The 21497-nt window shown below is 70.6% G+C and carries 20 protein-coding genes; 13 read left to right on the top strand and 7 right to left on the bottom strand.

Annotation, left to right across the window (positions count from 1 at the left end; all coding sequences use genetic code 11):
- The first annotated feature begins 2 nt into the window (after positions 1 to 2).
- Positions 3 to 1016, top strand: a complete 1014-nt coding sequence (locus AB0M02_RS29440; RefSeq protein WP_364232526.1) for an AraC family transcriptional regulator — start codon at positions 3 to 5, stop codon at positions 1014 to 1016.
- 1 nt (position 1017) lies between these two features.
- Here the strand turns inward: AB0M02_RS29440 and AB0M02_RS29435 are convergent, their stop codons facing one another.
- Both AB0M02_RS29435 and glgC read right to left on the bottom strand, forming a co-directional pair.
- A complete protein-coding gene (locus tag AB0M02_RS29435) occupies positions 1018 to 2385 on the bottom strand; it encodes a hypothetical protein (protein ID WP_364232523.1) in 1368 nt (455 codons plus the stop codon).
- A 79-nt stretch (positions 2386 to 2464) separates the two neighbouring features.
- Positions 2465 to 3697 carry a glucose-1-phosphate adenylyltransferase gene (glgC, locus tag AB0M02_RS29430; RefSeq protein WP_364232522.1) on the bottom strand — a complete coding sequence of 411 codons (1233 nt, stop codon included), beginning with the start codon at positions 3695 to 3697 and terminating at the stop codon, positions 2465 to 2467.
- 162 nt (positions 3698 to 3859) lie between these two features.
- Here glgC and glgA point away from each other — a divergent pair, with 162 nt between their 5' ends.
- Genes glgA through AB0M02_RS29415 form a run of 3 tightly spaced genes read left to right on the top strand, consistent with a single transcriptional unit; the run spans position 3860 to position 7350 of the window.
- Positions 3860 to 5071 carry a glycogen synthase gene (gene glgA / locus AB0M02_RS29425; RefSeq protein ID WP_364232520.1) on the top strand — a complete coding sequence of 404 codons (1212 nt, stop codon included), beginning with the start codon at positions 3860 to 3862 and terminating at the stop codon, positions 5069 to 5071.
- Complete coding sequence (locus AB0M02_RS29420) at positions 5068 to 6681, top strand: family 10 glycosylhydrolase (RefSeq protein WP_364232518.1); 1614 nt, start codon at positions 5068 to 5070, stop codon at positions 6679 to 6681. The genes glgA and AB0M02_RS29420 overlap by 4 nt, the downstream gene beginning before the upstream one ends.
- Positions 6682 to 6717: 36 nt before the next feature.
- A complete protein-coding gene (locus AB0M02_RS29415) occupies positions 6718 to 7350 on the top strand; it encodes a DUF6082 family protein (protein WP_364232516.1) in 633 nt (210 codons plus the stop codon).
- Between the two features lie 8 nt (positions 7351 to 7358).
- Here AB0M02_RS29415 and AB0M02_RS29410 read toward each other — a convergent pair whose 3' ends face one another.
- The 4 genes from AB0M02_RS29410 to AB0M02_RS29395 are packed head-to-tail and all read right to left on the bottom strand — an operon-like array spanning position 7359 to position 11572.
- Complete coding sequence (locus tag AB0M02_RS29410; protein ID WP_364232514.1) at positions 7359 to 8633, bottom strand: MBL fold metallo-hydrolase; 1275 nt, start codon at positions 8631 to 8633, stop codon at positions 7359 to 7361.
- Between the two features lie 11 nt (positions 8634 to 8644).
- Entirely contained in the window at positions 8645 to 10279 is a 1635-nt protein-coding gene (locus tag AB0M02_RS29405; RefSeq protein WP_364232512.1) for an ABC-F family ATP-binding cassette domain-containing protein, read from the bottom strand.
- Between the two features lie 16 nt (positions 10280 to 10295).
- On the bottom strand, positions 10296 to 10727 hold the full coding sequence (locus AB0M02_RS29400) for a PPOX class F420-dependent oxidoreductase (RefSeq protein ID WP_364232510.1): 432 nt from the start codon (positions 10725 to 10727) through the stop codon (positions 10296 to 10298).
- A gap of 29 nt (positions 10728 to 10756) precedes the next feature.
- Positions 10757 to 11572 (bottom strand): PhzF family phenazine biosynthesis isomerase, encoded by an 816-nt coding sequence (locus tag AB0M02_RS29395; protein WP_364232507.1) that lies wholly within the window; start codon positions 11570 to 11572, stop codon positions 10757 to 10759.
- 124 nt (positions 11573 to 11696) lie between these two features.
- Here AB0M02_RS29395 and AB0M02_RS29390 point away from each other — a divergent pair, with 124 nt between their 5' ends.
- Together AB0M02_RS29390 and AB0M02_RS29385 are read left to right on the top strand one after the other, a co-directional pair.
- On the top strand, positions 11697 to 13112 hold the full coding sequence (locus AB0M02_RS29390; protein WP_364232505.1) for a sigma 54-interacting transcriptional regulator: 1416 nt from the start codon (positions 11697 to 11699) through the stop codon (positions 13110 to 13112).
- Positions 13113 to 13115: 3 nt separating this feature from the next.
- Entirely contained in the window at positions 13116 to 15062 is a 1947-nt protein-coding gene (locus AB0M02_RS29385) for a VWA domain-containing protein (protein WP_364232503.1), read from the top strand.
- Between the two features lie 496 nt (positions 15063 to 15558).
- Here the strand turns inward: AB0M02_RS29385 and AB0M02_RS29380 are convergent, their stop codons facing one another.
- Positions 15559 to 16518 carry an AraC family transcriptional regulator gene (locus AB0M02_RS29380; RefSeq protein WP_364232500.1) on the bottom strand — a complete coding sequence of 320 codons (960 nt, stop codon included), beginning with the start codon at positions 16516 to 16518 and terminating at the stop codon, positions 15559 to 15561.
- A gap of 384 nt (positions 16519 to 16902) precedes the next feature.
- On the opposite strand from AB0M02_RS29380, the gene AB0M02_RS29375 reads away from it, so the two are divergent.
- The 7 genes from AB0M02_RS29375 to AB0M02_RS29345 all read left to right on the top strand — a co-directional run bounded on the left by AB0M02_RS29375 (position 16903) and on the right by AB0M02_RS29345 (position 21450).
- On the top strand, positions 16903 to 17502 hold the full coding sequence (locus AB0M02_RS29375) for a CDP-alcohol phosphatidyltransferase family protein (protein ID WP_364232497.1): 600 nt from the start codon (positions 16903 to 16905) through the stop codon (positions 17500 to 17502).
- A complete protein-coding gene (locus AB0M02_RS29370) occupies positions 17499 to 18482 on the top strand; it encodes a DUF881 domain-containing protein (RefSeq protein WP_364232495.1) in 984 nt (327 codons plus the stop codon). Before AB0M02_RS29375 ends, AB0M02_RS29370 begins: the two co-directional genes overlap by 4 nt.
- Complete coding sequence (locus AB0M02_RS29365; protein WP_360208438.1) at positions 18479 to 18811, top strand: small basic family protein; 333 nt, start codon at positions 18479 to 18481, stop codon at positions 18809 to 18811. Before AB0M02_RS29370 ends, AB0M02_RS29365 begins: the two co-directional genes overlap by 4 nt.
- Before the next feature lie 8 nt (positions 18812 to 18819).
- Positions 18820 to 19671: a DUF881 domain-containing protein gene (locus tag AB0M02_RS29360; RefSeq protein ID WP_364232492.1), complete on the top strand. Its 852-nt coding sequence runs from the start codon at positions 18820 to 18822 to the stop codon at positions 19669 to 19671.
- Positions 19672 to 19686: 15 nt separating this feature from the next.
- A complete protein-coding gene (gene gcvH / locus AB0M02_RS29355) occupies positions 19687 to 20067 on the top strand; it encodes a glycine cleavage system protein GcvH (protein WP_364232489.1) in 381 nt (126 codons plus the stop codon).
- 193 nt (positions 20068 to 20260) lie between these two features.
- Positions 20261 to 20713 carry an FHA domain-containing protein gene (locus AB0M02_RS29350; protein WP_014445292.1) on the top strand — a complete coding sequence of 151 codons (453 nt, stop codon included), beginning with the start codon at positions 20261 to 20263 and terminating at the stop codon, positions 20711 to 20713.
- A gap of 68 nt (positions 20714 to 20781) precedes the next feature.
- On the top strand, positions 20782 to 21450 hold the full coding sequence (locus AB0M02_RS29345; RefSeq protein WP_364232486.1) for a MerR family transcriptional regulator: 669 nt from the start codon (positions 20782 to 20784) through the stop codon (positions 21448 to 21450).
- The last annotated feature ends 47 nt before the right edge of the window (positions 21451 to 21497 follow it).

Genomic DNA, 21497 nt, shown 5'->3' with positions numbered 1-21497 from the left:
CCATGGCAGGCGGCTTGAGCCGTAGCCCGGCGGCGCCGGGCACGGACGTCCCGGTCCACGTCGGACTGCGCACCACCGACGTGGAGCAGGCTCGGGCCTTCTGCCGGAAGATGTACTACGGCCCCCTGCGGATCGAGCCGGTCGGCGACCCTCGGCGCTTCCACTTCAGCGCCGACGTGGTCCTGCTCGGCCCGATCACGCTGGGCGAGGTCGGGTACGGGACGGACATCCGTGTCTCCATCAGCGCCCTGGAGACGTCGTACCACGTGCTGGTCCCGCTGACCGGCATGCTCACGTCCCGGCACCGCGGCGCGGTCGTCCTCGCGGACCCGACACGCGCCGTGGTCTACCGGCCCACCGGCGACATCGAGCTGGAGTGGCCGGGTACGTGCCGCCTGCTGAGCGTGAAGGTGGAACGGGCGGCCCTGGAGCGCGAACTCGACGCCGCCCTCGACCAGCGGGTGGTGTCGCCGCTGCCGCTCGGCGCCAGTTTCGACCTGGTCGACGGGCCCGGCCGGACGTGGGCCGCGCTGGTCCGGCTGCTGCTGGCCGAGTTGCGCGGGCCGGACGGGCTGGCCAGTCAGCCGCGGATGGCGGCGCGGTGGCGGGACATGGTGGTGAGCGGCCTCGCGTTGACGGTCGAGCACCCGTACGGTGAAGAGCCCTTGGGCCTGCAAGGCCCGCACCGCCCGCGGACGGTGAAGCGGGCGCTGGACGTGATGCACGCGGAACCGTGGCGGCAGTACACGGTCGGCGATCTGGCGGACGTGGCGGGCGTGGGCGTGCGGGTCCTGCAGGAGTCGTTCCGCCAGCACGTCGGCATGCCGCCGCTGACCTACCTGCGGCGGCTGCGCCTCGACCACGTCCACGCCGAGCTGTCCCGCGCCGATCCGGGCCGCGCGAGCGTCAGCGAGGTCGCCTACCGCTGGGGCTTCACCCACCTGGGCCGTTTCGCCGGCGCCTACCGGGCACGCTTCGGTGTCTCCCCGTCGGACACCCTCCGTGGCCGCGACTGATCTAGGCGGGCATCGCGATCCGGGCCGCCACCCCGGCCCGGCACACCGCCGAATCCGCCCCCTTGACCTCCAGGAACCCGACAACCGCATCCATCACCCGGCGCTCGATGAGCCGCCGGTGCTTGGATATGTCCGGATAGATTGAGGCATCCACCTCGACGACCGGGATCTCCCGCACCGCGACCCTCGCCCCGTGGTCCAGCCCGAGTCGCAGCCCCCGCTCCCGGGTGAACGGCCGCTTGTCCGGAAACCCCGTGTCCACCAGCGCCCGCACCAGATTCACCGGCGCCCGCACCGTCATCCCCGGCACCAGCAGCACCGCATCCCCGAGGGCGCGGAACCATGACCGCAGCCCCGCCCCCTCCGGAAGGTCCACGATCCGGTATCCCGCCGGGCAGGGGAGCAGCGCCGTGGTCGTCAGCTCCAGATACAGCGCCCCCGCCTGCACCGCCGCATGGATGTGCACCGTCGTCACCACCTCACCGCCCCACGACGCCACCTGGCAGGCGAGATGGTGCCGGGCGGGCGACGTCGGCCGCCGGATGATGTCGGCGACCAGGCCGGGCGGGGTGATCGGGTCGAGGTTGCCGACCTCGGTGCCGGCGAGATGGACGCGGTCGGTCACCGTCATGCCGGCGATCGTCTGGTCGGTGCGGGTGCCGGGCCCGCCGACCAGCGCGCCGAGGTGCCATTGCAGGTGGGCGACGAGTTCGGCGGCGTCGAACGGCGGGTCGGTGCCGAGCGGCTGGGCGAGTCCCCAGGTGTCGACGACGCGGCCGGCACCGACGAAAGGGTTGTGGCCGGCGTGGACGGCCGTGTTCCCGTACTGAAGAAGGTCTATTTCTCTCAGGCGCTGATTCTGCGCGAGCGAGGCGGTGGTGCGGCCGGGACGGAACTGGTCCAGCTGGGTCTGCCGCCACAGGCACCAGGCGGCGGCGCACACGAGGAGGGCGAGCAGGAGCAGCAGGCCACTGACGTCGAGGGCCTGCGGGAGGGTGGAGACCACGGCGGCGAAGGCGGCGGCAACGAGGGTGGCGACGATCAAGGACTTGGGCGTACGCGTGACGACGGCGTGGAACACGACGGCGACGGTGGCCGCGTACAGGACGGCGACCGGCGCGACGAGCAGCGTGCCCAGGACGAGCGCCGTGACCGCGACGTCCCTGATCAGCGACGCGTCCCGGGCGCGCAGGCAGTGCGCGAGGACCGGCGTGAGGGAGAACCCGTGTGACAGCGCGACGGCCCGCCCCGGCCGGTGATAGACCTCGCGCAGGGCGGTGTCACGGAAGTCCTCGTCGAGGTAGGCGCCCGCGCAGAGGTGCCGCGTTGCCGCGCTCGGGTCATCCGGAAAGGGCGGCGCAAGGACCATTCTGGTTCCCCCGACGTCGCAGGTGACGGCGCGCTCAGCCTAGAAACACGCAGAGGTGATGGTCAATGCCCCGACCGGCTTACAACTCGACCTTCTGCCCCTTGCCGATCACCACGATGCCGTTGTCGCTGACCGTGTAGAGCTTGCGGTCGCGATCCAGGTCGACGCCGATCTGCGCGCCCTCCGGGATGACCACGTTCTTGTCGATGATCGCGTTGCGGACGACCGAGCGGCGGCCCACCGAGACGCCCTCCATGATCACCGCGCCGTCGACGTGCGCCCACGAGTTGACCCGCACGTTCGGTGAGATGACCGAGCGTTCCACCAGTGCGCCGGAGACCACCACGCCGGGGGAGATCATCGAGTCGATGGCGCGGCCCTGGCGGTCGTCGTACCCGTGGACGAACTTGGCGGGCGGCCAGGAGCCGTAGTTGGTGAAGATGGGCCAGTCGTGGTTGTAGAGGTTGAAGATCGGCAGGGTGGCGATCAGGTCCAGGTGCGCCTCGTAGAACGAGTCGAGCGTCCCCACGTCGCGCCAGTAACCACGGTCCCGGTCGGTGCTGCCGGGCACGTCGTTGTCGCGGAAGTCGTAGACGTTGGCCTCGCCGCGCTCGACCAGCATCGGGATGATGTTGCCGCCCATGTCGTGCTTGCTGTCCGGGTTCTGCGCGTCGACGGAGACCGCCTCGCACAGCGCCCGCGTCGTGAACACGTAGTTGCCCATCGAGGCGTAGACCTCGTCGGGGGAGTCGGCCAGCCCGACGGCGTCGCGGGGCTTCTCGCGGAAGGCCTGGATCTTCTTGCCGTCCGGGCCGACCTCGATGACGCCGAACTGGTCGGCGAGCGAGAGCGGCTGGCGGATGCCGGCGACGGTCACCGCGGCGCCCGAGGCGATGTGGTCGTTGACCATCTGCTTCGGGTCCATGCGGTAGATGTGGTCGGCGCCGAAGACGATCACGTAGTCCGGCGACTCGTCGTTGATCAGGTTGAGGCTCTGGTAGATGGCGTCGGCGGAACCGGCGAACCAGCGCGGGCCGAGCCGCTGCTGCGCCGGCACCGGGGTGACGTAGTTGCCCAGCAGCGTGGACATCCGCCAGGTCTTGGAGATGTGGCGGTCGAGCGAGTGCGACTTGTACTGCGTCAGGACAACGATCTTGAGGTATCCGGCGTTGGCGAGGTTCGACAGCACGAAGTCGATCATGCGATAGATGCCGCCGAATGGAACACCGGGCTTGGCCCGGTCCGCTGTCAAGGGCATCAGGCGCTTGCCTTCTCCACCAGCCAGAACGATCGCAAGCACCTTGACAGCCATGGGAAGGACGCTAATGTTCCGGCCGCCCGTTCGCCACCCGAAAGGGCCGTTCGAAATATCTTGCGCTTGCTGCAAAGAGCTTCCCGGGCGGGTGTTCGTCGATGGGGTGCGATGCGGCCGCCGACGGGTGGCTTCCCGGCGCGGGCGGCTATCCTGCGAACCGTGACCGCTTCGGGAACTTCGCTGCTCCGCGTCGATCTGCTCACCCGGGAGTACCCGCCGGAGGTGTACGGCGGAGCCGGCGTGCACCTTGAATACCTCACGCGTGACCTGCGGAATCTCGCCGAGGTGCGGGTTCACTGCTTCGGTGCCGAGCGCGACGAGCCGGGCGTCACGGCGTACCCCGAGCCCGCTGAGCTCGCCGGCGCGAACGCCGCCCTGCGCACCATGGGGGTGAACCTGGCGATGGCGTCCGGCTGTGCCGGCTCCGGTGTCGTGCACAGCCACACGTGGTACGCGAACTTCGCCGGTCACACCGCCAAACTCCTGCACGGCGTGCCGCACGTGGTGACCACCCACAGCCTGGAGCCGCTGCGCCCGTGGAAGGCCGAGCAGCTCGGCGGCGGGTACGCGCTCTCCTCGTTCTGCGAGCGGACCGCGATCGAGAACGCCGACGCGATCGTCGCCGTCTCCGGTGGGATGCGCCGCGACGTGCTCAAGGCGTACCCGTCGGTCGACCCCGACCGGATCCACGTCGTCTACAACGGCATCGACACCGAGCTGTACACGCCCGACCACGAGACCGCCGTCGTCGACCGGCTCGGCATCGACCGCAACCGGCCCAGCGTGGTGTTCGTCGGGCGGATCACCCGCCAGAAAGGCCTGCCGTACCTGATGCGGGCCTGCCACGACCTGCCCGCCGAGACGCAGATCATCCTGCTCGCCGGTGCGCCGGACACCCCCGAGATCGCCGACGAGGTCGCCGCTCTGGCCCGCGACCTGCGCGCGGCCCGCGACCCCGAGGGCGTGATCTGGGTGCAGGAGATGCTGCCCAAGCACGAGGTCATCCAGGTGCTCACGCACGCCACGGTCTTCGTCTGCCCCTCGGTCTACGAGCCGATGGGCATCGTCAACCTCGAGGCGATGGCCTGCGAGACCGCGGTGGTCGCCACCGCCACCGGCGGCATCCCCGAGGTGGTCGCGGACGGTGAGACCGGCCTGCTGGTGCCGATCGAGCAGGTCGACGACGGCACGGGCACGCCCGTGCACCCGGAGAGGTTCGTCGCCGACCTGGCCGCCACGCTGACCCGCGTGCTGCGCGACCCCCAGCTCGCCGAGCAGATGGGTAAGGCCGGCCGCCGCCGCGCCGTGGAGAAGTTCAGCTGGTCCCGGATCGCCGAGGACACCATGGACGTCTACCGGTCGGTGCTGTGAATCTTCCCCGCAAGCCACCCGTCCAGGTGGCACTGCTGCTGGCCGTGGTCCTGTTCGCGGTCGCGGTGCTCGGTGTCGGCCTGCTCCGCGCCGCCCTCTTCGAGCCCGCCGCGGTCAGCACGACAGCGGTTCCCGGTGTCGCGGCACCGGCACCGACGGCCACCGGCAAGTGCGGTGAACAGCCGGTACGCGCCGCCCGCGAGCTGCGCGGGATGTGGCTGACCACGGTCTACAACATCGACTTCCCGAGCAAGCCGGGCCTGTCCCAGGCGCAGGTACGCGACGAGTACCTCAAATGGGCCGATCTGGCGGTCGCGCAGCGGCACAACGCGATCTTCGTGCACGTACGGCCGAGCGGCGACGCGTTCTGGCCGTCGAAGTACGCGCCCTGGTCGAACTGGCTGACCGGCAGACTCGACGGCACCGACCCGGGCTGGGACCCGATGGCGTTCATGGTGGAGGAGGCCCACAAACGCAACCTTGAGTTCCACGCGTGGTTCAACCCGTACCGTGGAACGCAGCCGGCCCCGACCGGAGCCGGCGCCGATCTCACCAAGCTCGCGCCGAATCACCCCCTGCGCTCGCACCCGGAGTGGCGCATCGCCTATCCGACCGGCAAGACCGGGCGCCTCTATTTCGACCCGGGCAACCCCGAGGCGCGGCGCTTCGTCGAGGACGCCATGCTGGAGGCGGTCCAGAAGTACGACGTCGACGGCGTCCATTTCGACGACTTCTTCTACCCCTATCCGGAGAAGGGCGAGGACTTCCCCGACCAGGCGTCCTACGCGAAACACGGTGCCGGCAGGTCGCGGGCGGACTGGCGCCGGGAGAACGTGAACACCCTGGTCCGCGAGATGCACCAGCGGATCCAGCAGGTCAAGCCGTGGGTCAAGTTCGGCATCAGCCCGTTCGGCATCTGGCGCAACGGCGGCGAGGGCTCCGACACGAAGGGCCTGGAGAGCTACAGCGCCATCTACGCCGACACCCGCAGGTGGGTCCGCGAGCGGTGGCTCGACTACATCGTCCCCCAGCTGTACTGGACGATCGGTTTCGAGAAGGCCGACTACGCCAAGGTCCTGCCGTGGTGGACCCGGACCGTCAAGGACAGCGGCGTGCAGCTCTACATCGGCATGGCCGACTACCGCGTCGGTGAGAAGGGCGACTGGAGCGATCCCGCTCAGCTCGACCGCCAGATGCGGCTCAACGACGAGGCCGGTGTCCAGGGCCAGGTCCACTTCAGCGCCAAGCAGATCCGTGCCGACCGTCTCGGCTCGGTCACCCGGTACCGCGCGGCCCATTACGCCTCGCCCGCGCTCCTGCCACGGATGGCCCGCCTTCCGGCCGCACCACCCGCGGCGCCACGCATCACCGGAGCCTCCCGGGCCGCGGACGGGTCACTCTCCCTGCGGACGGCTGCGGGTGGCCGGGCCACGAGCTGGGCTCTTTATCGTACGGGCAAGAGCACCGCCGACCTCGTCGCCACCGGCCGCTCCGGCGCTCCGGTGATCGACCCGAAACCTCCCACCGGCCCCGTCACCTACTGCCTGAGCGGCCTCGACCGGTCCGCCAACGAGGGCCCGGTGAGCGCACCGTTCACCCTCGCCTCCTGACCCGTCGATGTGATCACGGCCGATACGATCGGCGGAGTGTCCACTGAGCCTGTTCTCTACCGCCACACCCTGCGCCTACTGCGCCTGTCACTGATCCTGTTCGCGCTGGTCGCCGTGCTGGCGCTGGTGGTGCTCTCGCCGATCGGCATGCAGTGGGTGGCCGACGGCCGCACCGACTGGTCGCAGCTGTCCGACATCGGCCAGGCCTACGGCGGCATCTCCGCGATCCTGTCCACCCTCGCGATCCTCGGCGTGGCCGTCTCCCTGATCCTGCAGAACCGCCAGGTCCGCGCCGAACAGCTGCTGACCCTGCGCAACCGTCAGCTGGAGATCATCAAGCTCTCCATGGAGATGCCCCACCTGGTCCTGCGCGACCCCCTGCGCGACGACGCCACCGTCATCCTCGACTCCCACTCCAACCTCTGGATGCAGCAGTGGCACCTGATGTGGGACCTCAACCTCATCGACGACGCCGAACTGCGCAACCTCACCACCGACCTCTTCCTCGACGAACGCCGCCAGGCCTGGTGGGACCGCTTCGGCTCCGGCTGGGACGGCGGCACCCGCCTCTCCAACAAACTGACCTTCTCCACCGTCGTAACCCAGGGCCTCGCAGCGGCCCGCCACCGCCTCGCCGAACTCCAGCCCCCCGACGAGCCGGAAGACTGACTCTCGCGTCAGGTGACGGAGCAGTTGCTTCCTCGTTCGGTGCAGTTGTCGACGACGCGCCATCCCCACTGGCTGCAGACCGCCAGGACGTCCTGCCGAGGAGCGGTGGCGCGCTCACCCGGGCAGATGGTGCATCCGCGCTCCCACGGGGTCACGTCGGTGAAGCTGCAGGCGGTGCTGTGCTTGTTGTTGCTCAGCAGGACCCGGATGGTGCGCTCCTGCTCGCGCTCGGCACGGTCGTGGGCGACCCAGATGGCCCGGTGGGCAGGTGAACGTGAGCCGTGGTGCGGCGCGCTCATCAGTCCCGTCAGTTGCCACGGCGTCCGGCCTGACCTGCCGCTCACGTCGGCGTCCTGGCCGTTGGAGTCGCTCCAGATGATGGCCCCGCTTGCCGGCGCGGACGGATCGGGTGGGACGAACGGAACCAGAGCTCTGCGGTTCTGCACGGTGAGCAGGGCGACGTACAGCAGGAGCCGCGGCGAGGACCGGGTCACTGCCGGCGGGCGTACCGGCCGGGCGTTGACGAATGTCAGCCGACCCGGCGCGCCCGACGTCTCCCAGGGCTGGCGCCGCGCGGCCGTGGGGGACTCGATGTCGACCGAGAACCAGTGAACGGCGCTGCCCAGGGCGCGGGCACCGTCGACGACGTCGCTGATGACCCGCGCTCGGTCCACCACACGGGTGGCGATCTCCTCCGGCTCACCCGACCAATCCGGCGAATCATCGGAAAAGTGCTCGACCATGTCCCTGTCGCCGCGCACGGCTTCCGCCACTGAGGCGGCTATGCGTGACCAGTCGTCGGCGTCTCTGGCCCCGGCGCCGGACACCGACAGGCCCGGCGGCTCCGGCTCGTCCGTCGAAAGCAGTTCCGGCACAGGCTGTTCCGGCGCTGAGGTTGTCAGCCGGCCCTCAAGAACCGCGGAGCGGAATTCCTGCTCCTGCGCCGGGTCGGCGTCGCCGTCGACGGCTTCCAGCGCGTCGATGAGGTAGGACCAGTCGGCGGGAAGCCAGAATTGCGGTGCGTGCGCCCGGCGCCCGAGAGCGCCGATGAGCCGAGGCGCACCGGCGATGTGGTCGTTGTCGTCGTGGGTGAGCACCACGACGTCGGGCTCGGCTGCCGCGAGTCTCGCGGCGAAGCCCGACGCCGCCGCCCCGGTGTCGATCACGGCGCAGAAGTCCCGTGGGCGGGGTTCTCCCGGCATCTCGTCGACCGAGCGCCGGAGCAGAAAGCTTTCCCCCGGGTACCTGAGCCGCGTGCGGCCGAGGGCGGTCAGCTCGATCATTGTGGTGCTCCCTAGCCGGTGACCTTGCCGTCGGTGACCTCGAGGTGGCGGTTGGTCTCGACCGCCTCCAGCATGCGGCGGTCGTGCGTAACCAGCAGCAGCGTCCCTGTGTAACCGCTCAGCGCCGACTCCAGCTGCTCGATCGCCGGCAGGTCCAGATGGTTCGTCGGCTCGTCCAGGACCAGCAGGTTCACTCCGCGCGCCTGCAACAGCGCCAGCGCCGCCCGGGTCCGCTCGCCCGGTGACAGCGACTCCGCCGGGCGCAGCACGTGGGCCGCCCGGAGGCCGAACTTCGCGAGCAGTGTGCGCACATCGGCGTCGGACAGGGCGGGCACCGCCTCGCCGAACGCCGCCGCCAGGGGGTCGGGGCCGAGGAACAGGCCGCGTGCCTGGTCCACCTCGCCGACCACGACGCCCGGGCCGAGGTGCTGGGAGCCGTGGTCGAGGGGGAGGCGGCCGAGCAGGGCGGCCAGGAGCGTGGACTTGCCGGAGCCGTTCGCGCCGGTGATGGCCACCCGGTCGGCCCAGTCGATCTGCAGGGTGACCGGGCCCAGGGTGAAGTCGCCGCGGTGGACCTCGGCCTCGCGCAGGGTGGCCACTACCGCGCCGGCGCGGGGAGCGGTGGCGATCTCCATGCGGAGTTCCCACTCCTTGCGTGGCTCCTCGACGACCTCCAGGCGCTCGATGAGGCGTTCGGTCTGCCGGGCCTTGGCCGCCTGTTTCTCGCTGGTCTCGCCGCGGAACGCCTTCACGTTCTTGTCGTTGTCGGTGGCCTTGCGGCGCGCGTTGCGCACACCCTTCTCCATCCAGGCACGCTGGGTGCGCGCCCGTTCCAGGAGGTCCTCCTTCTTCTCCGCGTACTCCTCGAACTGCTCACGCGCGTGCGCCCTGGCCCGCGCGCGCTCCTCCAGGTAGCTGGCGTAGCCGCCGCCGAAGAGATTCACCCGCTGCTGCGCCAGGTCGAGTTCGAGGACCTTCGTGACGGTCCGGGTGAGGAACTCGCGGTCGTGGCTGACCAGCACGGCTCCGGCGCGCAGCCCGGCCGTGAACGCCTCCAGGCGGGCCAGCCCGTCCAGGTCCAGGTCGTTGGTCGGCTCGTCGAGCAGGTACAGGTCGTAGCGGCTGAGCAGCAGCGACGCCATGCCCGCGCGGGCCGCCTGCCCGCCGGAGAGCGCGGTCATCGGCAGGTCGACGATGTCGGTGAGCCCGAGTTCGGCCGCCGCGGCCCAGGCGCGTTCCTCCAGGTCGGCGCCGCCGAGGTCGAGCCAGCGTTCGAGGGCGGCGGAGTACCGGTCGTCGGCGCCCGCGGTGCCTGCCGCGAGGTCTTCCGCAGCGGCGTCCATGGCCGTCTGTGCCGCGGCCACGCCGGTGCGCCGGGCCAGGAACGCGCGCACGGTCTCGCCGGCGCGCCGCTCCCGCTCCTGCGGCAGATATCCGACGTTGGCGGTGGGCGGGCTGAGTGAGACGGTTCCGCTCTCCGTGGGGATCAAACCAGCGAGGGTACGGAGTAACGTCGTCTTTCCCGCTCCGTTGACCCCCACCAGGCCGATCACGTCTCCCGGCGCGACCACCAGGTCCAGTCCCGAGAAGAGAATGCGGTCCCCGTGCCCGGCGGCGAGTTCCCGGGCGATCATCGTGGCGCTCATCAGGACGCCATCGTAGTCAGCCCAGTTTCGCCCCGTAGACGTGCTCCACCGCGATCACGAGCAGGACCCGCCGGTCGGACACCATGACCGACCGGTACTCGTCCCAGTCCGGGTGCTCGCCGGCCGCCGCCCGGTAGTAGCCGACCAGCGCCTCCACCTCCGGCCCGTGCGGGTCGGTGCCGGGGCCGATCAGCGTGGCGGTGCCGTCCGCGGTGGCCCACGCCCACCCGTCCTTGCTGGTCACCTCGATGCTGACCCGCGGGTCCCGCCGCAGGTTCGCGGTCTTGGCGCGCCCCTCGACGATCGAGACGTGGATCAGGTCCTTCTCGCGGTCGTAGTGGTGTGTCACCGGCGAGAGCTGCGGCCGGCCGTCCGCCTTGATGGTGGCGAGCACACCGAGCCGGCTCTCCGCGATCAGTGTGCGCGGGTCGAACTGGGTTGTCGTCATGTCCTGTGCCAAGTCCGCCCGCGCGCCGCCTATTCCTCGATCGGCACGGCGGCGCCGCTGACCCGGACGCCGGGTTCGCCGGCGACGAGGCGGACGGTGATGCGGCTCGGGCGGCCCAGGTCGTCGCCCTGGCGCAGGTGCAGCGTGGCGTCGTCGCCGGTCAGGCCGAGTGCGCGCAGGTAGCCGCCAAACGCCGCGGCGGCCGCACCGGTGGCCGGGTCCTCGTAGACGCCGCCGACCGGGAACGGGTTGCGCACGTCGAACTCGGTGTCGCCGGCCCGGAACACCAGCTGGATCGTGATCCAGCCGCGCGCGGTCATCAGCTCGGTCAGCGCCGGCACGTCGTAGTCCAGGGCCGCCAGGCGCTCGCGGCCGGCTACGGCGATGACCGGGTGGTGCGCTCCGGCGTAGGCGACGCGGGGCGGCAGAGCGGTGTCCAGGTCCGCGGGCTTGAAGCGCAGCGCCTCGAGCAGCGCGGCCAGGTCGGGCTCGGCGAGGTCCGTGACGGACGGCGGCACGCTGGTCAGCGTCGCCACCCCGGCGGTCACGGACACCGGCACCTCACCGGCGTTGGTCACGAACAGGTGGTCGCCGGGGCCCAGCGCCACCGCCGTCGCCACCGTGGCGTGACCGCAGAACGGGACCTCGGTGAGCGGGCTGAAGTAGCGCACCCGGTACGCACCAGCGGGGCGGCCGGTCACGAACGCCGTCTCCGAGTAGCCGACCTCGGCCGCGATCGCGAGCATCGCCTCGTCGCCGAGGCCGGACGCGTCCAGCACCACGCCGGCCGGGTTGCCCCCGTCGGGATCCGCGCTGAATGCCACGTACCGTTGAATTTCCGTCATGCTGCGAAGCGTGCCTCGCCTCGCCCGGCGCAAGCCAGAGCCAATCTCGCGTGCCTGGATGTGTCGCCCGGCACAGCGCTCGCACAGTCGATGTTTGTCACCGGGCCGGAGTAGCGTTCGTTCGGTGACAGAGGCGATCACACCGAACCAACCCGACGGCCTTCCGCGCACCCTGGGCGAGCTGCGTGCCACCGGGCACGAGTTCCGCACCGTCAAGGAGGAGCTGCGCGACAACCTGCTCCAGAGACTCAGCTCCGGCGAGCCGCGCTTCCCCGGCATCGTGGGCTACGACGAGACCGTGCTCCCCGAGGTGGAGCGCGCGCTGCTGGCCGGGCACGACATGGTGCTGCTCGGCGAGCGCGGCCAGGGCAAGACCCGGCTCATCCGGGCGCTGGGCGGCCTGCTCGACGAGTGGACCCCCTACATCACCGGCTCCGAGCTGCACGAACATCCCTATCACCCGCTGACCCCCGCCGCGCGCCGGCTGGCCGCCGAGGCCGGTGACCTGCTGCCGGTGTCCTGGCTGCACCGCTCCGAGCGCTACGGCGAGAAACTCGCCACCCCGGACACCAGCGTCGGCGACCTGATCGGCGACGTCGACCCGATCAAGGTGGCCGAGGGCCGCGCCCTGGGCGATCCGGAGACCATCCACTTCGGCCTGGTGCCCCGGACGAACCGGGGCATCTTCGCGGTGAACGAGTTGCCCGACCTGGCCGAGCGCATCCAGGTGTCGCTGCTCAACGTCCTGGAGGAGCGCGACATCCAGGTCCGCGGCTATCAGCTGCGCCTGCCGCTCGACCTGCTTCTGGTGGCCTCCGCCAACCCGGAGGACTACACCAACCGCGGCCGGATCATCACCCCGCTCAAGGACCGGTTCGGCGCGGAGATCCGCACCCACTACCCGGTCGACCTGGAGCTGGAGACCGCCCTGATCCGGCAGGAGGCCGCCCTGGTCGCGGCCGTGCCGGAGCACCTGATCGACGTGCTGGCCCGCTACACCCGGGCGGTGCGCGAGTCCCCGTCGGTCGACTCCCGCTCCGGGGTGTCGGCCCGGTTCGCGATCGCGGCGGCCGAGACGGTCGCCGCCTCCGCGCTGCGCCGGGCCGGCCTGCGCGGTGAGCGGGAGGCGGTGGCCCGGATCTGCGACACCGTCTCGGTCACCTCGACACTGCGCGGCAAGGTCGAGTTCGAGAGCGGCGAGGAGGGCCGGGAGACCGAGGTCCTGGCGCACCTGCTGCGGGTGGCGACCGCCGAGACGTTCCGGGCGCGGCTGGCCGGGCTGGACCTGTCCGGCTTCACCGACCTGGTCGCCGAGGGCGCCATCATCGAGACCGGTGACCTGGTCAGCGCCGAGGAACTGCTCGCGCAGATCGGCACGGTGCCGGGCCTGGCCAAGGTCCTCGACCGGCTCGGCCTCGGCGACGCGCCGAGCCCCGGCCAGGCCGCCTCGGGGGTGGAGTTCGCCCTGGAGGGGCTGCACCTCACCCGCCGGCTGGCCAAGGAACTCACCGATGACGGCCGCACCCTCTACGGGAGCTGACCGATGAGCGCGTTTCGATATGGGGCGTGGCGCGACGGGCCGGACCCGCTGGCACCGCCCTTCGACGTGCGGGCCGCGGTCGACGAGATGGGGGAGCGCGTCCTGGAGGGCGAGAGCCTGCGGGACACGCTGCGTGACCTGATCCGGCGCGGGCCGCGGGACGGCCGCGGGCTGGACTCGTTGCGCGAGCGGGCCCGGCGGCTCCGGCGCGAGGCCCTGCGCCGGGGCAACCTGGACGGCGCTGTCACCCGTGCCCGGCAGATGCTCGACCAGGCGCTGGCGGCCGAGCGGGACGCGCTCGCCGCGCGGGACGACGACGCGGCGCGCTTCAACGAGGCGGTGCTGGACAGCCTGCCGCGGTCGGTCTCGCAGGCGGTCTCGGAGCTGTCCGACTATCAGTGGGCGTCGGACGAGGCGCGGGCCGTCTACGAGCAGATCCTGGAGGGGTTGCGGCAGGAGGTCGTGTCGCAGCGGTTCGCCGGGATGAAGCAGGCGTTGCAGGACGGCGACTTTTCCGACATCTCCGAAATGTTGGCTGATCTGAACGACCTGTTGGGGCGGCATGCGCGGGGCGAGGACACTGACGACGCCTTCCGGGAGTTCATGGCGAAGCACGGCCGGTTCTTCCCGGACAATCCGGGCAACGTCGAGGAGCTGATCGACTCCCTCGCACGGCAGGCGGCGGCGGCCGAGCGGCTGATGCGCTCGCTCAGCCCGCAGCAGCGCGAGGAGCTGCAGAGCCTGATGGAGCAGGCACTCGGTGACGGGCCGCTGCGGGGGCAGCTCGGCGAGCTCACCGACAACCTGCGCGCGCTGCGCCCCAACCTCAACTGGGGACGCGGCGAGCGCATGCGCGGCCCGAACGATCTGGGGTACGGCGACGCGGCCTCGGCGCTCGGCGAGATCGCCGACCTGGACGAGCTGATCGACCAGCTCGGCCAGGAGCACCCGGGCGCCACCCTGGACGACGTCGACGTGGAGGCGGTCGAACGCCAGCTCGGCCGCGGCGCCGCCGACGACCTGCGCCGGCTGCGCGAGCTCGAACGCGAGCTGCGCCGCCAGGGCTGGGTGCAGCGCGACGCCGAGGGGCTCGTCCTCTCCCCGAAAGCACTGCGGCGGCTCGGCCAGACCGCGCTGTCGCAGATCTTCCGGGACATCGCCGGCAAGCGCGGCGAGCACGACATGCGCGACGCCGGCGCGGCGGGCGACCTGATCGGTTCCTCCCGGCGATGGGAGTTCGGCGACGACCAGCCACTCGACGTGGTCCGCACGATCGGCAACGCGGTCCGCCGCCGGGCGTCCTCCGCCACGGTCCAGCCGCTGCCCGTTCAGTTGCGGCCCGAGGACTTCGAGGTGGCCGAAACCGAACGCCGCGCCTCAGCAGCCGTCGCGCTCTGCGTCGACCTGTCCTACTCGATGTACGCCGACGGCCGCTGGGGCCCGATGAAACAGACCGCCCTGGCCCTGTCACATCTGGTCGCCACGAAATACCCGCAGGACGCGCTCCAGGTCATCGGCTTCGGCAAATACGCACAGAACCTCTCCCAGGGCGAACTCGCCGCCATCGAGCCAACCGTGGAGAAGGGCACGAACCTGCAGCACGCCCTCAAACTGGCCGGCCGCCACCTGCGCCGCCACCCGGGCGCCGAACCCGTCGTCCTGATCGTCACCGACGGCGAACCCACCGCCCACCTGGAGGACGACGGCGAGGCCGTCTTCTGGTGGCCACCGCTGTCCGAGACTGTTCAGGCCACCGTCCGCGAGGTGGACCAACTGACCCGCTTCGGCGCCACCCTGAACGTCTTCATGCTCGGCGAGGACCCGGGCCTGCGCCGCTTCGTCAGCGCGGTCGCCCAGCGCAACGGCGGCCGCGTCTTCAGCCCCGAACCGGGCGAACTCGGCCGCTACGTCATCGACGACTACGTCCGGGCCCGCCGAGGCCGCCCCTGACGCCGCTAGGCCTGAGGTTCACTGTCTTGTCCGGGGCGCAGCCGTTTCTCGCTGCTCGGTCCTGTGTGTGCTTTGGAGGCAGAACGATCGTTCTTTCTGCTGCGCTGCTCGGTAGACAGAACGCGCGTTCTGTCTACCCGGGCGGCACCGAGTGGAATGTCGCGGCGCAGCTGACCCGGGCGGCGTCTCGCGGCGTGCCGAGGCTGACCCGGGTGTCAACCGCGCGCACAGCTGACTCGGGCGGCAGGTGTCGTGGCGTGGCCCAGCTGAGGCGGCCACCACAGCCTCACCCGCGCGTGTGAGTTTCGGGCGCCTCGGTCGGCCGAACTCGACACGCCGGGGTGGGGTGCGCTTGGTGTGTGGAGCTGGGGTTTGTGGGTGGGCCGAGTTTGACACGGTGGGGTGGGGTGCGTTTGGTGTGTGGAGTTGGGGTTTGTGGGTGGGCCGAACTCGACACGGTGGGTGGGGTGGGGGGTGGGGTGGGGCGCGCGTGGGGTTAGCGGCGGAGGGTGTCTACCGGGGCCTCGCCGTAGCGTTGGCGGTAGACGGCGGCGAAGCGGCCCGCGTGGGTGAAGCCGTAGCCGTAGGCGATCTGCGCGACGGTCGTGCCGGGCAGGGCGTGGCGCAACTCGTCGTGGACCAGGCCCAGGCGGAGCTGGCGGAGGTAGGCCATCGGGGGCATCCCCGCGTACCGCTGGAAGCTCTGCTGCAGTGACCGCACGCCCACGCCGGCGATGCCCGCGAGATCGGCCACGGTGAACGGGCGGCCCGGTTGCGCGCGCATCGCCTCGACCACCCGCTTGATCGCGCCCGGCGCGGCGAGGACCGGGCGCTGGCGCTCCAGCTGGTCGCGGTAACGGTGACCGGTCGACAGCAGCAGGCCTGTGATCATGCTTTCCCGCAGGCGTGCGCCGACCACCGGGTGGGAGGTGAGGCCGCACGGGGTTCCGGTGTCCTCGGCGATGATGCGGACCAGCCGGGCCCAGGTCGCACCGGGGCCGCGGGTCAGGTCGAGTTCGCGGCCGAGGTCGAGTGGGCCGCGGATCGGGCGTTCCAGCATGGCGGAGAGCTGGTTCTCCAGCTCCGTGAGGCTGATTTTGACGGCGAGGATCCGGCAGTCGCCGTCCCACTGGTCGATGACGGTGTCGCCGAGCGGGTGCAGGACGGCGGCGCGGTCGGTGGTCGCGCGGAGGATCTCGTCGCGGCCCTGGTGCCAGTTGAAGCCGCCGGCGAGGGGCATGTTGACGTGGTAGCTGTTCAGCTCGCCGGCGGCGACGCGCACGTCCACGCCGAACCGCAGGTTGCCGAATGTCACGCCGGGGTCGCCGGCGATCGCGAAGCTGGCGGTCCAGGCCTTCGGCCAGCGGATCACGTCCACGTCGATCGCGTAGAAGTGCCGTGACAGTACGGCACGAGCCTCGTCGACGTCCGTGAGCGAGTGAGTCGTTGCACGCACGTCTAACAGCTTGACGATTCAACGAACACGTTGACAAACGTCGTGCAGCGCGTCAGTGGCCCCGAAGGCCTGGTCAATGCGGGCAAAACGCCGTCAATTAGGGCGCCTTTGTCACCTGATGTGATGGTTGGGTAGCAGATCTTGCCGACCTGGACACAGCGACCGTGTTCCGGCCGACTGGGCGATATCGGGTGGCCGGACGGCGGACCGCCCACCCCGCCTTCGCACGGTGATCGGCAGTGAACTAGCCTCCTAGGAAGCCTTAGAGGGTGTGACTGCGCGTCGGTGGGGAAGACGCGGCTGGTTATAGTTGCTCGGCGCGCTGCCGCCCCGGGGGACGCGGGCGGCGATGCAACGCCGGGCCGAGGGGGAGAGGAAGTCGCGATGTCGCAGCAGCCTGCGCCGTCCATCGAGACCTCCAACCGCATCTTCACCCTGCCCAACGTGATCAGCTTCCTGCGGCTGCTCGGCGTGCCGCTCTTCCTCTACCTGCTGCTCGTCGCGGAGCAGGACATCGCCGCGGTGATCGTGCTGGCCGTGGGCGGGTCGACCGACTGGGTCGACGGCTACATCGCCCGCCGGACGAATTCGGTGAGCCGGCTGGGTGAGCTGCTCGACCCGTTCGCCGACCGGCTCTACATCCTGGCCACCCTGATCGGCTTCACCGTCCGCGACGTGGTGCCGTGGTGGTTCACCGGCGCACTGCTGCTGCGCGAGGCCGTGATGGCCGTGGTGCTGCTGATCCTGCGGCGCCGTGGCTTCGGCCCGCCGCCGGTGCACTACGTCGGCAAGACCGGCACGTTCCTGCTGCTCGCCGCGTTCCCGATCATTCTGCTGGCCAAGGCGGTGCCGTCGATCGACTGGTGGGCCGTGCCGGTCGGCTGGGGCCTGGCCTGGTGGGCGCTGGGGCTCTACTGGGCGGCCGCCGGCCTCTACATCGTCCAGGCCGTCCAGATGCTGCGCTCCGAGACGGTTGAGCCGTGACGGTTCCGGATCCGGACGGCGGCCCGGGGAAAAGGGATCCGGACGGCGGTTCGGGAGAAAGGGATCCGGACGGCGGTTCGGGGAAACGGACCTATGCGCCGGACTTCCTGACCGAGCTGTTCCGCAATCCGCTCGACCCCGGCTATGCCGACGCAGCCGCGCGCCGCGAGCGGACCGGCGGCCGGAGCGGGACGCGCAAGCGGGTGGCCGGTGCCTCGTCGGCCGTCGTGCTCCTGCTGATCGGTTTCCTGCTGGTGGTGGCTTACCGGCAGACGATGGAGGAGGAGCCGGCCCGCACGCAGGCGCGCCAGGAGCTGGTCGAGCAGGTGGAGCGGCGCCGGGAGGAGACCGAGCGCCTGCAGGCGCGGGCGGACAAGCTCTCCGGTGAGGTCGCCGAGCTGCGCGAGCGCGAGCTGGGCGAGACCGCGGTGGCCCAGCTGCGTGATCTGGCCGCGGCGGCGGGGCTTGAGACGGTACGCGGTAACGGCGCCAAGATCACGGTGGCGGACGGCCCGACGTCGATCGACGCCGTCACGGGGGAGCGCCGGACCGACGGCCAGGTGAAGGACACCGATCTGCAGCTGGCGGCGAACGCGCTGTGGTCGCTGGGTGCCGAGGCGATCGCGATCAACGGGGAGCGCCTGACCGTGACCTCGACGATCCGCCAGGCCGGTGAGGCGATCCTGGTCGGTGTCCGTCCGGTAACTACGCCGTACGAGGTGGTGGCGATCGGTCCCGCCAAGCTGGCCGACGAGTTCCGCGGTGGGTACGCCGGCCAGTTCTTCGACACCCTTTCCGACCGTTACGGCATGTCGTTCGACGTGGCCGAGGTCAAGAACGTGACTCTGGACGCGGCGGCCGAGCTGAAGCTGCGCGCCGCCGAACCGAGTGTTGCCCCGCCCGCCCCGTCGGGCTCGTCGTCGCCGGCCGGCTCCCTGTCTCCCGTGCCGTCCGGTTCAGCCTCGGAAGGCGGCCGATGATCGCTGTACTGGCCCTGCTCGCCGGTGTCCTGCTGGGCATCGTGTTCAACCCGTCGGTGCCGCCGGAACTGGTGCCGTATCTGCCGATCGCGGTGGTGGCGGCGCTGGACGCGGTGTTCGGCGGGGTGCGGGCCAAACTGGACGGGATCTTCGACGACAAGCAGTTCGTCGTCTCGTTCATCTCCAACGTTCTGGTGTCCGCGCTGATCGTGTACGTCGGTGACCAACTGGGTGTCGGCGGGCAGCTGTCGACGGGTGTCGTGGTCGTGCTCGGCGTGCGGATCTTCGGTAATGTCGCGGCGATCCGCAGGCACCTCTTCCGGGCATAGGACTGGCGATGACCGACAGCGAGGCAAGAGGCGACGAGCCGACGGTGCCCATGGACAGCTCCAAGGTCGTGACGGAGCAGCCACTAACGGGTGAAGACGAGAGTGCTCCTCCCGTACCCGAAGAAAGTGATCTTGATCCTGAAGAGCCCGAACCTGCTGGCGGTGGTCTGCGGATCAAGCGTCCCGCCCCGGCCGGAACCCTGATCTGGGTGCTGCTGGCGCTGCTCGGGTTCACCCTCGTCGTGCAACTGCGCAGCAACGACGCGGACCACGGGCTGGCGACCGCGCGGCAGGAGGACCTGGTCCGGATCCTGAGTGACCTGGAGGCGCAGGACAGCCGCCTGCTGGCCGACATCCAGGCGCTGCAGAGCACCCGGCAGCAGCTCAACTCGGGTGTCCAGGGCCGTGAGGCGGCGCTGGCGGAGGCGACCAAGCGTGGTGAGGAGCTGGGTCTGCTGGCCGGGACGGTGGCCGGGCGCGGGCCGGGCCTGGAGATCCTGCTGGACCGGGTGAAGGCCTCGGACATCCTGAACGCCGTGCAGGAACTGCGCGGGGCGCGCGGCGAGGTGATGCAGCTCAACGGTGCGAACGGCTCGGCGGTACGGGTGGTCGCGTCGAGCTATTTCGTGGACGCCACCGGTGGCGGGATCGTGGCGGACGGGAAACATCTCACCGGTCCGTTCCGGCTTCTGGTGATCGGGCAGCCGGACACGATGCGCACGGCATTGCAGATCCCGGGCGGGGTGGTGGCGTCGGTGCAGAACGACGGCGGTAGCGTGACCATGGACTCGCGTTCACTGGTCGAAGTGACCGAGGTGCGTAAGGCGGCAACCTTGCAGTACGCGCGTCCGGTTTCGTGATTTACGGAGGAAGCGTTGATTCCTGAAGATCTGCGGTACACCGCGGAGCACGAGTGGGTGGCCGGTGACGGCAGCGGGCCCGTGCGGGTGGGCATCACCCACTTCGCGCAGGACGCTCTCGGCGACATCGTCTTCGTTGACCTGCCCGAGGAGGGCACGGTCGTGCAGGCGGGCGACTCGCTGGGTGAGATCGAGTCGACGAAGAGCGTCTCGGAGATCTACGCGCCGATCGCGGGCACCGTGGTGGCGCGCAACGCCACTCTCACCGATGAGCCGGAAATCATCAACGGCGAGCCGTATGCGGCGGGGTGGCTGGTGGAGATCGCGCCGGATGATCCGGCGGCGCTCGATTCTCTGCTGGACGCGGCCGCTTACCGGGCTATCACCGAGAGTTGAGTTCGGATCCGGCACGCGCCGGATCTGAACGGAAGTCAATTGGTCTCCGCGAGTCCGGTTGCCCAGCGATATTGGCGCTGACTAGGCTCGCGGAGCAACTGTTATCCCTTTGAAACCGATAGTCGTGCGTCGGGCCGAATCGGCCTTCGGCGAAGCCGCCAGGCGACGACCAACTGATCCGTGAGGTGGTCCGATGACGCGCCCAGACGACGAGTTCCCCCCACTCGACGTCACGTCCACGCTGAACCTTGGCGCCCTTGACGAGGTGCTCGAGGGACCAGAGACCGACGTGGTGCCCAGCCGCATGTCCGGCTCGCTCCCGCCCGGCATGGCCCTGCTGGTCGTGCGCCGCGGCCCGAACGCGGGCGCGCGCTTCCTGCTCGATCACGACGTGACGACCAGCGGCCGGCACCCGGACAGTGACATCTTCCTCGACGACGTGACGGTGTCGCGCCGCCACGCCGAGTTCCACCGTGACGGTGGCACCTTCACCGTCCGCGACGTCGGCTCGCTCAACGGTACGTATGTGAACCGCGAAAGGGTTGAAGCCGCGACGCTCAGCAATGGCGACGAGGTCCAGATCGGCAAGTTCCGTCTGGTCTTCATCGCCGGTCCGCGCCCGGAGGGCGAGGGCGGCCGGGCGTGACGTCGTCGGGGGCGGCCGCGCGTGATCCGGGGGCTTCGCGCCCTCAGGACGGGCGTGAGGGTGCGCTGATGAGCATCGGGGAGGTGCTGGCACATCTGCGCACCGAGTTCCCCGACACCACGATCTCGAAGTTGCGCTTCCTGGAGGCGGAGGGTCTGGTCGACCCGCAGCGAACCGCCTCCGGGTACCGCAAGTACTCGTGGAACGACGTGGCCCGGCTGCGGTTCGTGCTGACCGCGCAGCGCGATCAGTATCTTCCGTTGCGGGTGATCCGCGAGCAGCTGGACCGGCTGGAGCAGGAGCCCGCCGTGCCGCAGCGCCCGACGCTGGTGGCGGTCGGCACGCAGCGCGCCGCGGACCCGGCGGACACCCGGATCCCGAAGGCGGACCTCCTCGAGCGCACCGGGGTGGAGGAGGCGCTGCTGGCCGAGCTGGAACAGATCGGCCTGGTCACCGCGCGCCCGCCGGGGTGGTACGACGCCGACGCGGTGATCATCGTGGAGGCGGTGGTGGGTCTCACACGGTACGGCCTCGAGGGCCGGCACCTGCGCGCGTTCCGCAACGCGGCCGATCGTGAGGTGGGCCTGTTCGCACAACTGCTGGCGCCGATGGTGCGCCAGCAGGACCCGGCTGCCCGGGCGCGGGCGACCGAGACGGCACGTGAGCTGCAGGCGCTCTCGCAGCGGCTGCACGCGGCGCTGGTCCGCTCCGGACTGCGCGGCGAACTGGGGCGCTGACGCCGGTTCGGCCTACCCTGTGGGGGGTATCCCGCGCGGGTCGGTTT

It is taken from the genome of Actinoplanes sp. NPDC051861 (assembly GCF_040681145.1).
Classification (GTDB): Bacteria; Actinomycetota; Actinomycetes; order Mycobacteriales; family Micromonosporaceae; genus Actinoplanes.
The sequence above is the reverse complement of the archived record's forward strand: the minus strand, read 5'-3'. Positions and strand labels throughout refer to the sequence as shown.

Coding starts and splice junctions, on each gene's coding strand:
- AB0M02_RS29350 (WP_014445292.1), top strand. CDS start 20,261: ATGACGCGCCCAGACGACGAGTTCCCCCCACTCGACGTCACGTCCACG.
- AB0M02_RS29360 (WP_364232492.1), top strand. CDS start 18,820: ATGACCGACAGCGAGGCAAGAGGCGACGAGCCGACGGTGCCCATGGAC.
- AB0M02_RS29435 (WP_364232523.1), bottom strand. CDS start 2,385: ATGGTCCTTGCGCCGCCCTTTCCGGATGACCCGAGCGCGGCAACGCGG.
- AB0M02_RS29395 (WP_364232507.1), bottom strand. CDS start 11,572: ATGACGGAAATTCAACGGTACGTGGCATTCAGCGCGGATCCCGACGGG.
- AB0M02_RS29440 (WP_364232526.1), top strand. CDS start 3: ATGGCAGGCGGCTTGAGCCGTAGCCCGGCGGCGCCGGGCACGGACGTC.
- AB0M02_RS29385 (WP_364232503.1), top strand. CDS start 13,116: ATGAGCGCGTTTCGATATGGGGCGTGGCGCGACGGGCCGGACCCGCTG.
- AB0M02_RS29375 (WP_364232497.1), top strand. CDS start 16,903: ATGTCGCAGCAGCCTGCGCCGTCCATCGAGACCTCCAACCGCATCTTC.
- AB0M02_RS29400 (WP_364232510.1), bottom strand. CDS start 10,727: ATGACGACAACCCAGTTCGACCCGCGCACACTGATCGCGGAGAGCCGG.
- glgC (WP_364232522.1), bottom strand. CDS start 3,697: ATGGCTGTCAAGGTGCTTGCGATCGTTCTGGCTGGTGGAGAAGGCAAG.
- AB0M02_RS29365 (WP_360208438.1), top strand. CDS start 18,479: ATGATCGCTGTACTGGCCCTGCTCGCCGGTGTCCTGCTGGGCATCGTG.
- AB0M02_RS29345 (WP_364232486.1), top strand. CDS start 20,782: ATGAGCATCGGGGAGGTGCTGGCACATCTGCGCACCGAGTTCCCCGAC.
- AB0M02_RS29405 (WP_364232512.1), bottom strand. CDS start 10,279: ATGAGCGCCACGATGATCGCCCGGGAACTCGCCGCCGGGCACGGGGAC.
- AB0M02_RS29410 (WP_364232514.1), bottom strand. CDS start 8,633: ATGATCGAGCTGACCGCCCTCGGCCGCACGCGGCTCAGGTACCCGGGG.